The organism is Methylobacter sp. S3L5C (assembly GCF_022788635.1).
GTDB lineage: Bacteria > Pseudomonadota > Gammaproteobacteria > Methylococcales > Methylomonadaceae > Methylobacter_C.
Map to the genome: position 1 here is coordinate 3,314,102 of NZ_CP076024.1, position 12,401 is coordinate 3,326,502.

At 40.1% G+C, this 12,401-nt stretch carries 12 protein-coding genes; 9 read left to right on the forward strand and 3 right to left on the reverse strand.

Annotated elements, in window-relative coordinates; genetic code table 11:
• Window positions 1-6 precede the first annotated feature (6 nt).
• Window positions 7-1,029 (reverse strand): aspartate-semialdehyde dehydrogenase, encoded by a 1,023-nt coding sequence (locus KKZ03_RS14855; RefSeq protein WP_243217589.1) that lies wholly within the window; start codon window positions 1,027-1,029, stop codon window positions 7-9.
• Between the two features lie 163 nt (window positions 1,030-1,192).
• On the reverse strand, window positions 1,193-1,831 hold the full coding sequence (gene adk / locus KKZ03_RS14860) for an adenylate kinase (RefSeq protein WP_243217590.1): 639 nt from the start codon (window positions 1,829-1,831) through the stop codon (window positions 1,193-1,195).
• Window positions 1,832-2,034: 203 nt separating this feature from the next.
• Here adk and KKZ03_RS14865 point away from each other — a divergent pair, with 203 nt between their 5' ends.
• From KKZ03_RS14865 to KKZ03_RS14885, 5 genes are all read left to right on the forward strand, one after another.
• A complete protein-coding gene (locus KKZ03_RS14865) occupies window positions 2,035-2,511 on the forward strand; it encodes a CBS domain-containing protein (RefSeq protein ID WP_243221640.1) in 477 nt (158 codons plus the stop codon).
• Between the two features lie 299 nt (window positions 2,512-2,810).
• Window positions 2,811-5,642, forward strand: coding sequence for a 2-oxoglutarate dehydrogenase E1 component (locus KKZ03_RS14870; protein ID WP_305852354.1), 2,832 nt, complete (start codon window positions 2,811-2,813; stop codon window positions 5,640-5,642).
• A gap of 1 nt (window position 5,643) precedes the next feature.
• Window positions 5,644-6,888, forward strand: a complete 1,245-nt coding sequence (odhB, locus tag KKZ03_RS14875) for a 2-oxoglutarate dehydrogenase complex dihydrolipoyllysine-residue succinyltransferase (RefSeq protein ID WP_243217591.1) — start codon at window positions 5,644-5,646, stop codon at window positions 6,886-6,888.
• Between the two features lie 4 nt (window positions 6,889-6,892).
• Window positions 6,893-8,308: a dihydrolipoyl dehydrogenase gene (gene lpdA / locus KKZ03_RS14880; RefSeq protein ID WP_243217592.1), complete on the forward strand. Its 1,416-nt coding sequence runs from the start codon at window positions 6,893-6,895 to the stop codon at window positions 8,306-8,308.
• Between the two features lie 390 nt (window positions 8,309-8,698).
• The gene (locus tag KKZ03_RS14885; protein WP_243217593.1) at window positions 8,699-9,598 is read left to right on the forward strand and encodes a hypothetical protein; all 900 of its coding nucleotides are present in this window, start codon (window positions 8,699-8,701) and stop codon (window positions 9,596-9,598) included.
• A 10-nt stretch (window positions 9,599-9,608) separates the two neighbouring features.
• Here the strand turns inward: KKZ03_RS14885 and KKZ03_RS14890 are convergent, their stop codons facing one another.
• On the reverse strand, window positions 9,609-9,923 hold the full coding sequence (locus tag KKZ03_RS14890) for a DUF1244 domain-containing protein (protein ID WP_243217594.1): 315 nt from the start codon (window positions 9,921-9,923) through the stop codon (window positions 9,609-9,611).
• Between the two features lie 315 nt (window positions 9,924-10,238).
• On the opposite strand from KKZ03_RS14890, the gene KKZ03_RS14895 reads away from it, so the two are divergent.
• From KKZ03_RS14895 to KKZ03_RS14910, 4 genes are read left to right on the forward strand one after another with little or no spacing between them, the layout of a single operon-like run.
• A complete protein-coding gene (locus KKZ03_RS14895) occupies window positions 10,239-10,775 on the forward strand; it encodes a septation protein A (protein ID WP_243217595.1) in 537 nt (178 codons plus the stop codon).
• A 3-nt stretch (window positions 10,776-10,778) separates the two neighbouring features.
• Window positions 10,779-11,081 (forward strand): YciI family protein, encoded by a 303-nt coding sequence (locus KKZ03_RS14900; RefSeq protein WP_243217596.1) that lies wholly within the window; start codon window positions 10,779-10,781, stop codon window positions 11,079-11,081.
• Window positions 11,078-11,356, forward strand: coding sequence for a BolA family transcriptional regulator (locus KKZ03_RS14905; RefSeq protein WP_243217597.1), 279 nt, complete (start codon window positions 11,078-11,080; stop codon window positions 11,354-11,356). The genes KKZ03_RS14900 and KKZ03_RS14905 overlap by 4 nt, the downstream gene beginning before the upstream one ends.
• Entirely contained in the window at window positions 11,357-12,400 is a 1,044-nt protein-coding gene (locus KKZ03_RS14910) for a peptidylprolyl isomerase (RefSeq protein WP_243217598.1), read from the forward strand.
• The last annotated feature ends 1 nt before the right edge of the window (window position 12,401 follow it).

A 12,401-nucleotide genomic window follows, 5' to 3' on the forward strand; every position in this document is an offset into this window, starting at 1 on the left:
AGTAGCCTAGATATAATCTTTTACCAGTACCTCTGCTATTTGCACACTATTTAATGCTGCACCTTTTCGAATATTATCACCAACTACCCATAAATCAATGCCTTGTGGATGTGAGATATCTTCTCTTATACGTCCGACAAAAACATCATCATGGCCTGAGGATTCTGTTACCGCTGTTGGATAACCGCCATTTTTTCGCTTATCCATAACAGTTATTCCGGGTGCTTTTTCCAGCAATGCCCTAACCGATTCGGCAGTAATTTTTGACCGTGTTTCAATATGTACTGCTTCAGAATGACCATAAAAAACCGGCACCCGTACTGCAGTTGCATTAACCATGATGGTAGTATCACCCAATATTTTTTGGGTTTCCCAAACCATCTTCATCTCTTCTTTGGTATAACCATTATCCATAAACACGTCAATTTGCGGTAAAACATTGAACGCAATTTGTTTTGGATAGACACTGGGGGTAATCGGCTGCAAGTTAAGCAAATTAAGTGTTTGCCTGCCTAATTCTTCGATGGCTTCTTTACCCGTTCCGGAGACAGCCTGGTAAGTACAGACATTTATCCGGGTTATGCCTACGGCATCATAAATTGGTTTTAATGCCACCAACATTTGAATTGTTGAACAATTTGGATTGGCAATAATCCCGCGATTTTTATAATCAGCTATTTTCTCGGGATTAACCTCAGGTACCACCAAAGGAATGTCATCGTCATAACGAAATTGTGAGGTATTATCAATAACTATACAGCCTGCAGCAGCAGCTTTGGGTGCATATATTTCTGAAACAGCCGCGCCTGGTGAAAACAAGCCAATTTGTACTTTAGCAAAATCGAAAGTAGCTAAATCTTCTACTTTTAACGAGCCACCTTTAAAGGGAATGCGTTTGCCTACAGAATTACTACTGGCTAACGCATAAACTTCGCCTACGGGAAACTGGCGTTCTTCTAAAATTGACAGTATGGCCTCACCTACTGCACCCGTTGCACCGACAACAGCAACGTTATAAACTTTACTCATTTATTAATACCTTTTTGTTAAAGCAGAAACAACTGCATGATCGTTTGACAAGATGCTGCTTTTTGTCTGTCCGGTAAATTAATCTTGGGAAGACAAAAAGTCGGCATTTACAGAGTGTTAATCAATCATGCATTTTTATAATCATTAGTTTTTTCCGGTATGTTTAACCAAGAATAGCAAAAACTTTGTTGGTAATTTCATTAACAGCCCCAATACCGGCAATAGAATTGAATTTTACGCCCTGCCCGGCTGCTGAATAATATCCGACTAAAGGTTTAGTTTGTTCGTGATATACCGACAGTCTTTTACGTACGGTTTCTTCTTTGTCATCATCACGCTGAATCAATGCTTCGCCGGTAACATCATCGATGCCCTCAACTTTAGGTGGATTATACTCAACATGATAAGTACGTCCGGATTGTGAATGTACTCTTCTACCGGCAATGCGTTTTACGATATCTTCATCGGCAACAGCAATTTCTATAACATTATCAATTTTTATTCCCATTGCATCAAGCCCTTCAGCCTGGATAATAGTCCTGGGAAAACCATCCAGTAAAAAACCGTTAACACAATCAGGCTGGGCAATTCGTTCTTTAATTAAACCCAAAATAATATCATCTGAAACCAGGCCGCCGGCAACCATTATTTTTTTTGCTTCAATACCCAGTGACGTACCATCACGAACTGCTGCGCGTAGCATATCACCTGTTGAAATTTGTGGAATGGCATATTTTTCGGTAATAAACTGAGCTTGAGTTCCTTTACCAGAACCGGGGCTTCCTAACAGGATGACGTGCATAAAATAACTCCTAGTGTGTCAAGTAAGACAAATATATATAAATAACAGGGGTTTAAGTAACTACAAAAAATAACGTTGTTAGGTTGTATGGCTAACTATAAAATATAGCAGTATATTTTATAACACAACCTACTTAATCTCTTGTAAAAATGCGATTATTTCCCTATTCTTACAAGGTTTACTTCCAATCAGGAGAATATGTGATGCGTGTTGAAGATTTAATGAAAACAAAAGTATTTACCGTCGAGCAACACGACTTGATTGATCGGGTCTTTTTTTTAATCCATTATGAAAAAGTTCGTCATATACCAGTCGTTGAAAAAGGCAAACTCATCGCCATTGTTTCTGACCGGGATTTGTATAAAGCCCTCGGGCCAAAAAACAACTCTAATGTTATTGAACCTGCCAGCGGCAAAAATTCTGTAGAACAACATGTTGTTCCACAAAAAGTACAACATATCATGCGCCGTGGCGTATTGACCGTTAACCCGGAAACTTATGCCTTTGAAGCGGCCGCTATTATGGCTGACAATAAAGTGGGTGCATTACCGGTTGTCGACAAAGATAATCATTTGGTCGGAATTATATCAGCAACCGATATACTTAAAGTTTTTTCAAAAATAGAAAAATCCAGTGAAAAAAGAGCGCAAAGAATAAGTGCCGGCATCAGCCACACCTAAATTTCACTTCCCAGATCAAACAAAAAAGTCCCGTAACGGGACTTTTTTGTTTAATGGGCAAGGCCTTTATTTATGTGATGAGACATTATTAAAGAGCGACATGTATAAAAATAAATCATTATTTAATACAATGTGTTATCGTTAGCAGACAACATAAATAGAAGATCAATAATAGCCGCTTTAGCACACACCAAAATACCTTACTAAACCAGCGAATAATTTCCTCATAAAACCTTGGCGATATAGCCTGTCAAGATTTACTATAAAGACTAACTCAGTGCAGAATAAACTGGATATCCATGATGAGTAACCTGCTTAAACTTTTTCAAGATTCTTCTTCCTTGCAAGGCAGCAACGCCAGTTTTATTGAAAACTTATACGAACAGTTTTTGGACGACCCTGAATCTGTTGAACCCAGTTGGCAAAAAGAGTTTACGGCCATTCATCATGGCACCACTTATGAGACCCCTCACAGTCCCGTGGTAAAACGCTTTGCGCAACTGGCTATAAAATCACAAGGAAGGCTGGCACAATTACAAGGCTTTACCGAAGAAAGTGTAAAAAAACAGGCTGCTGTGTCCCGGCTCATTAACCATTACCGGGTTCGTGGACATCAAATTGCCAACAGTAATCCATTAGGAAAAACAACCCCTCCACCACCCGACATGGATGCGGCTTATTACGGACTATCCGAGCCGGATATGGAGACACTATTTGATACCGGTACACTTTTTGGCGGTGTTGATCGCCTACCCTTACGCGCTATTATTGCTAACCTGACAGAAATTTACTGCGGTAGTATTGGCTCCGAGTATATGCATATTGTTGATACGCATATCAGACGTTGGTTAATTAGTCGATTGGAAAGTTCTAAAATTAATTTAATACTGGAACCTGAGAAAAAACACTGGCTATTAAAACTGCTGACTGCCGCGGAAGGTATAGAAAGTCATTTACATCATCGATTTGTCGGTCAAAAACGCTTTTCTCTTGAAGGGGGTGAAGCTCTTATTTTAATATTGGATGAATTAATTCAGGGTTCCGGCGATAAAGGTGTTAAAGAAATTGTGATGGGTATGGCGCATAGAGGCCGCTTAAATGTCCTGGTTAATATCCTGGGAAAAAGCCCTGCCAGCCTGTTCGATGAATTTGCAGGTACATCCATGCTGTTACCCGGTGCCAGATCAGGTGATGTGAAATATCACATGGGTTTTTCCTCCGATATTGCGACGCCGGGTGGCCCTGTACATTTAACGCTGGCTTTTAACCCTTCACATTTGGAGATTATCAACCCCGTTGTTGAAGGTTCGGTAAAAGCTCGCCAAGATAGGGCAGGAGAAAATGGTATTAGTACGGTTATTCCAATCTTGATTCATGGGGATGCTGCCTTTTCCGGACAAGGTATTGTCATGGAAACCCTGAATATGTCGCAAACCCGTGCTTTTTTTACCGGTGGTACCGTGCATATTGTTATTAACAATCAAATCGGCTTTACCACCAGTAATCCGGCAGATGCCAGATCTACTTTGTATTGTACGGATGTTGCCAGCATGATTCAGGCACCCGTTTTTCATGTTAACGGTGATGATCCGGAAGCGGTTATCTTTGTAACCAAACTCGCTCTTGATTATCGAATGACCTTTAATAAAGATGTCGTCATCGATCTTATTTGCTATCGCCGTCTTGGTCACAATGAAGCGGACGACCCTGCCGCTACTCAGCCCGGCATGTATAAAAAAATCCGCAAGCACAAAACCACAAGGACACTCTATGCCCAAAAATTAATTAATGACGGCATTATTAATGCAGAACAATCTGCAACAATGGAGCAGGATTATCAAAAACTGCTTGAAGCCGGTCAGGTGGTTTCAAGACCGGTGCTGGATAGTTCCAGTTATTCTTACACCAATCAGTGGAACCAATATCTGAATAAAAGCTGGGATATTCCCTGCAACACAGCAATATCGTTGGATCAATTACGTTTTTGTAATGACAGAATGCAACGATTGCCGGCCGGCTTTGAAATACATCCCAGAGTTGCCAAAGTCATGGAAAACCGCCTGAAAATGGCGGCAGGTGCCATGCCAATAGATTGGGGTTTTGCTGAAAACATGGCTTATGCCAGCCTCCTATTGGAAAAATTCCATGTCAGATTGACCGGTCAAGATGTCGGTCGGGGAACATTTGTTCATCGCCATGCGGTATTGCATAATCAACTTAATAATAAAACCTATACGCCCATTAAACATCTGGACAAAGATCAAGGTCGTGCCCAGATTTTTGATTCCTTGTTATCGGAGGCAGGCGTCTTAGGTTTTGAATACGGATATAGCACGACCATGCCTAATACTCTAGTTATTTGGGAAGCCCAATTTGGCGATTTTGCCAATGGTGCCCAAGTGGTTATTGACCAGTTTATTAGTTCCGGAGAAACCAAGTGGGGACGTTTATGTGGTCTGGTCATGTTGTTACCCCATGGTTTTGAAGGTCAAGGTCCGGAACACTCATCAGCCAGGCTGGAACGTTATTTACAACTCTGTGCCGAACATAATATCCAGGTTTGTAACCCAACCACTCCCGCACAAATATTCCACTTATTACGGCGTCAATTAATACGTAGCTACCGAAAACCCTTGATTGTTATGAGCCCAAAAAGTCTGCTAAGGCATAAGCTCGCAGTATCTACCCTAGAAGATTTGACCGATGGAAAGTTTCAGCCTGTCATTGGGGAGCAAGATAACATTAATCCCAAAAAAGTTACCCGTTTTATTTTATGTGCAGGTAAAGTTTATTTCGATTTGCTTGAAGCCCGTCGCCAAGATAATCTTCAGCATGTTGTCATTGCACGTCTTGAACAACTGTATCCTTTTCCGGACAAATTGCTAAAACTGGAATTGGCGAAATATCCGCATTTGAAAGATTTTATCTGGTGTCAGGAAGAACCACAAAATCAGGGTGCCTGGCATCAATCCAAACATCATTTTACCGATAGTCTGCAGGCCCGTATCAGCATCACTTATGCCGGTCGGGAAGCGTCTGCAGCACCTGCTGTCGGTAAGTTCCATGTCCATATAGAACAACAAAAAGCTGTCGTTCAATCAGCCTTATACGGCGACCCTTCAGGAAAATAACATGAGCATTGAAGTCCTAGTTCCCAATCTACCCGAATCTGTTTCTGATGCAACGCTGATTATCTGGCATAAGCAAGCCGGCGACTTCGTTAACAAGAACGAAAATCTTGTTGATCTTGAAACCGATAAAGTGGTACTTGAAGTCACCGCGCCTGAGTCAGGTATACTTAGCCAAATCCTTAAGGAAAATGGTGCTATTGTTACCGGCGGTGAAGTTCTGGCTTTATTGGAATCTGAATCAGCTAAAGAGCAGCCAGTTACCGAAAGTAAACAAACAGCTCCTAAAACAACTGAACCAAGTGAGGAAGATATCCCGTTAAGTCCCTCAGTTCGTCGCTTGGTTCATGAAAATACCTTGGATCCTTTGCAGATAAAAGGTACCGGAAAAAGTGGCCGACTGACCAAGACTGATGTTTTGGAGCATCTTAACAAGCCAGTACCTGTTACTATAAAAAAAGAAAATAGTTTACCATCACCAGGCACTGCAACTGAAGTCAAACCGGAAACAGTAAAAACAATCGCACCGACAACGATTGACTCAAATCTGCGACCAGAACAACGTGTTGCAATGACGCGTTTAAGAGCCAAAGTTGCTGAGCGCTTGTTGCAAGCCCAACAAAATGCAGCCATGTTGACAACTTTCAATGAAGTTAATATGCAAAATGTCATTGATCTTCGTAACCAATATAAAATACGATTCGAACAAAAACATGCCGTTAAATTGGGTTTTATGTCGTTTTTTGTTAAAGCCTCCATTGAGGCTTTAAAGCGCTTCCCTGCCATCAATGCCTCTATAGACGGTAACGATATTATCTACCACGGTTACTATGACTTGGGTATTGCCGTTAGTACGCCGCGCGGTTTGATAGTGCCCGTATTGCAGGATGCCGATCAACTTGATTTTGCCGGTATTGAAAAGAGCATCGCCAATTATGGCGAAAAAGCCAGATCAGGAACGCTAACCTATGATGATTTAAAAGGGGGAACATTTACCATTACCAACGGTGGTGTGTTTGGCTCAATGCTATCCACCCCCATACTTAATCCGCCTCAATGCGCCATTTTAGGTATGCATGCCATTAAGGAACGTGCGGTTGTTGAAAACGGCCAAATTGTCATCAGGCCAATTATGTATTTAGCCCTATCCTATGATCACCGACTGGTTGATGGTCGTGAAGCCGTACAATTTCTAGTTACTATAAAAGAATGCCTGGAAGCTCCCGCTCACCTTCTACTAAACATTTAAATTTATGCTAAAAAAGAAATCACATTACGATGTCATTGTTATAGGTGCCGGCCCTGCCGGTTTTGCCAGTGCAATTCGTTGTGCACAACAAGGCTTAAAAACTGCCTGTATTGATAATTGGCGTAACAAAAAAAACCAAGGCCGTTTAGGTGGCTCTCATCTTAATACCGGAGGCGTTGCTTCCATGACCTTGCTGGAGTCTGCAAAGCTATATCACCAACTTAAGCATGATATAGAAAATCATGGTATTCATGTTGAAGGGGTTAATTTAGATTTACCGCAAATGGTTCAACGTAAAGATAAAATTATCGATCAAATCGGTCATAAGATGGCTGACTTGTTTGCTCATCACAAAATAGACTATATTCAGGCAAAGGCTAAATTGCTTAATTTACGGCAAGTGGAAATAGCAGCCATGGATACCGCAGAACTGTCCATACTAGATGCAGAGCATATTATTCTGTCGACAGGTTCATCGCCAATAAAATTACCTTATGCTCCCATAGACAATGAATTTATTATTGATTCTATGGCGGCTTTAAATTTGGATGTGGTACCCAAAAAATTGGCTATTATTGGTGCCGGAGTCGTAGGCCTTGAATTAGCCAGTATCTGGAATAGATTGGGTGCTGAAACGATATTACTGGAAGCACAAGAAAATTTTTTATCCTTATTGGATCAGCAAGTTTCAGGCGAAGCTTATCGTATTTATCAGGACCAAGGTCTTGATTTACGTTTGGGTGCCCGAGTTATTTCTGCAAAAAAAGCCAACAAAAAAGTTACCGTAGATTATCAAGATCAGGATGGTACTCACAGTCTCCGTGTCGATAAATTGATTGTTGCCAGTGGTCGAAAACCTAATACATCAGAATTGGCTGCGCCTGAAGCTAACTTGTTACTCGATGAAAATGGCTATATTTATGTTGATGGTAATTGTCGTACCAATTTGCCCGGTGTTTATGCCATTGGTGATTTAACCTTACTGGGGCCAATGTTGGCACATAAGGGTATAGAGGAAGGTATTTTTGTTGCCGATATTATTGCAGGATTTCATAACCCCATAAACTACGGAAATTTACCGAGTGTTATATATACTGAACCTGAAATTGCCTGGGTAGGCCAAACTGAACAAGCGCTACGTGCCACTGGCGAAGCCATAAAAATTGGTATTTATCCATTAACAGCAACCATCCGTGCATTGGCGATGGGGAAATCGGAAGGTATGGTTAAAATCATCGCTTCTGCTGTAAACGACAAGATACTTGGCGTTCATATCATTGGTACACAAGCTTCCGAACTGATAGCAGAAGCCGTACTGGCAATGGAATTTTCTGCCAGCAGTGAAGACTTGGCAAGAACTATTCATGCTAGGCCTACCCTTTCTGAAGCTGTACATGATGCCGCATTGGCACTTAAATAAGAGACTTATTTTTTGCGTCGCCATAAAATTTAAGCGTCTGCACAATTCGTTCTGACGCTTAATGGTAATTTTTGTCTTTGCATTGGGTTGTGATTAATAACTTGTCTTAAAGTGGGAACTTGAAGTTTTTCATTTTAAACAGGCTAATTAAGTTGCCCACGCTCAATAGAGATATAAATCAAGGGTTTTGTAATATATACGTGTTCGGACTCTAATTAGTTTTTTGTATACATTGCAGAGTAAAAATTATCAAAAGTTTTGATAATTAAAAGGTTCTATTATCATATAATTAATAGGATTAGTTCCTTCCAAAAGCAGTCTTGTAAATCACATAAAAGCGTCTACTATGTGATAATAGAATTTAAAATTAAAATTATTAAGGTAATTTAAATGTCGAAAGAAACCGAATTAACCGTTGAACTAATTGCCCTATTAAACAAATTTAAGGACGCACATACTAACCTGGTTGAGTTATTGGATCAGGATAGCGAATATCCTCTTTGGATACAGTCGAGTCCTGATCCATTAACTGCAAGGCAAACATTAAAAAATTTGGTGTTGAACTGGAGTTATGAAACCGATGATCAAGAAGCTGGAAAAACTCTACAGCACAACGGCTTGGCACCCTGTTCACAGGCAACTTTTATGGCAGTCGAAGCCGTCAATAACAGTAGACTTGCTTTACATCAGCAACTCATCAAGATAGATCGGTTTACCCCGATTATCAGTCAAAAAAAAGACAACGAAATAAATGGTACGTCTATCAACAGTAACCGACTGTCAAAGAAAATTCTTCATCGTTTAGGCTATCCACGCTTAAATATCAGACAAGCTTGCCGACAGTTTGTGGCTTTGCCCTACCCTGTTTTATCAGCCGGTTTTTTCTGGAATCGGTATCGAAAAACCATTAAGCTCAATCGACAACAAATCCTGGAAAAATTAAATCGTCTCGCGCAGTACAGCACTTCAGATGAAGCCTTCATTCAGGCCGATATTAAACTATTTAATAGTATTGACGATTCTGTTTTGGTACGGATATACCCCGAGAGTATTCATCAACGTGTTAATTTGTATATTCAAAAAGGACAGCAAGAACACCGTATTCAGCGCTATGCCCACACCCCTGTTTTTTATGTAACCACACCTGATAAACCATTACCTGACAAAACCTTGCTGCCCGAACTACCCGCAGCAAAAGAAGCGCGTTTATTACGGCGTAATATTACTATTGAACGGGAGCCGTATTTAGTTTCATTAAACCTATATCGGCTATTACCTCAATATCGTTGATAGCTTATTACTAAGCCCCTGATGCGCTTAATTTTGCCTGTTGTTTCAGTTTATAAGCAGTCAATTGTTCGGGGGTTACTTCTTCTTGAAATTTATCTTTCCATTCCTTATAAGGCATCCCATAGATCATTTCTCTAGCCTGCTCATAATCCATAGTTATACCCTGCTCTATTGCCGCTTCTGTATACCACTTGGCAAGACAATTTCTGCAAAAATCTGCCAATAGCATTAAGTCGATATTTTGTACTTCAGTGTGCTGCTGTAAATGACTGACAAAATGCCTGAATGCCGCAGCCTCTAATTCAATTTGTGATTTTTTAGCCATTAAAATTCTCCAAAATCAGATATTCTAGCAGAAACAGCACTACAGATATGTACATTCCCGATGAAAAATTTTACAATGACTTGCTTAAAGTAGGCAACCAGCTTATGAAAATTTAGGTTATTATTAACGTTTATTAAAAATAAACAATTAATAAACAGTCAATCTGATATCGAAAGTAAAAATGGACATTAACTATTCGCTGCCTAAACAAGCAAACAGACCAATTAATTAAACTATAATCTAACTCTCTTCAAGGTCAATTGATCAAAAGAAGACTATAGTAATTTACGCCTGACCAATCATACCCCGGAACCTATGAAACAAATCTTTGAATTTTTTCCTATTATTTTATTTTTTATTGCCTATAAAGTTTATGATATTTATATAGCGACTGCTGTTGTTATTGTGGCAACTATTATTCAAGTAACTTACGCTTGGTTTAAACACGGTAAAGTCGAAACCATGCAATGGATTACCCTAGCTTTGGTGGTTGTCTTCGGTGGCGCCACTATTTATTTACATGATGAGCAATATCTTAAATGGAAGTTTTCCATCATCGAATGGTTATTTGGCCTCGCTTTTTTAGGGAGTCATTTTATAGGTAAAAAAACCTTTATTGAAAGAATGATGTCCGGCAATTTAACTTTACCGTCTTTTATCTGGAAACGCTTAAACTTTAGCTGGGCCAGCTTCTTTATCATTGTCGGTTTTATCAACGTTTACGTTATGTACAACTACAATACGGATGACTGGGTTACCTTTAAAACATTTATAGCACCCGGCTTGATGATTGCTTTTATGATGGTACAAATGCTTTTCTTATATAAATACATACCGGATGCAGAGGAATAAAGCGTGTTATATGCAATTATCAGTGTCGATGTTGAAGATAGCCTGGAAAAAAGACTGTCTGCACGTCCAGCCCATCTTAAAAGATTGCAAAAACTTCAGAGTGAAGGACGCTTGGTGTTAGCCGGTCCACACCCTTCTATTGATAGTGATAATCCAGGAGATGCGGGTTTTACAGGCAGTCTGGTCATCGCAGAATTTGATAATCTGCTAGCCGCTCAATATTGGGCGAATAGCGACCCCTATAACGAAGCAGGCGTTTATGCTAAAGTTACCGTTAAACCATTTAAAAAGGTACTTCCTGAATGACATCCGAACAAATTAAACAATCATTAAATGATGCTTTTAAACCAGAGCTCTTGGAAATTATTGATAATAGTGCCGCCCATGCCGGACATGCCGGTGCAAAAAGCGGTGGCGGTCATTATCATGTCACCATTATTGCTGAGGCTTTTGAAGGGAAATCGTTAGTCCAACGCCACCAGCTTATTTATAAAGCATTAGGCGATATGATGAAACAACAAATTCATGCCTTAGGCATCAATGCTTTATCACCCTCTGAAGAAACTAAAGGAAGTTTATAAATGAAAAAAACTCTTATCCCTCTAATTGTTGCCGGTACTGTATTGCTGGCTGGTTGTGACCAAAAAGCCGTCGATGGTACAAGCTCATCAGCTGCCAAGCCTGTTGTTGAGAAAGCTGATGCCGTTGCTGTTGTAAATGGTCAATATATCAGCAAAACTACGCTTGCTGAATTGGAAAAAGAAATTTCTGAACGTGGCCATGGCCAAACTTTCCCTAAAGAAAAACTGATTGAAGAACTGATTCAACGTGAACTATTAGTTCAAGATGCCATACAAAAACAATTGGATAAATCATCTGAAATCGTTGCACAGCTTGATAGCGCTAAAAAAACCTTGTTAACGCAAGCTGATGTACAAAATTTCATCAAAGCCAATCCGGTAACTGATGCTGAAGTTAAAGCCGAATATGACAGTAAGGTAGCCGGTGAAAATGGCGTTGAATATAAAGCGCGTCATATCTTGGTAAAAACTGAAGCAGAAGCTAAAAAATTGATTGCAGAATTAGACAAAGGCGGTGATTTTGCCAAATTAGCTAACAAAAATTCCTTGGATGCTAAAGAATCACAAAATGGTGGTGATTTAGGTTGGTTTGTTGCAGGTCAAATGGTTGCGCCATTCTCCGAGGCTGTTGCGAAACTGGAAAAAGGTAAATACACTGAAACACCAGTGCAAACCCAGTTTGGTTACCATGTTATTTTAAGAGAAGATTCACGCGCTCAAACTCCACCGCCATTGGAAGCAGTAAAAGAACAATTGATGCCTTACTTACAACGCAAAAAAATCCAGAATATGGTAGAAACCTTGCGTAAACAAGCTAAAGTAGAGATATTGGTACCACTAATCGATGAACCCGCAAAAGCGCCTGCAGCAATACCAGGCATGCCTCCTGAAGGTAAGGCAGTTGAAGGAGAACCGGTTGCAGAAGAAGTGATCGTTGACGAAGTTAAAGATGCGTCAGGAAAACCAATTGCTGAAGAAGTCGTTATTGAAGAAGTTGTAAAAGAAAAGGCACCTGAGCCAGCTAAAACTGAAAAAAAGAAATAAG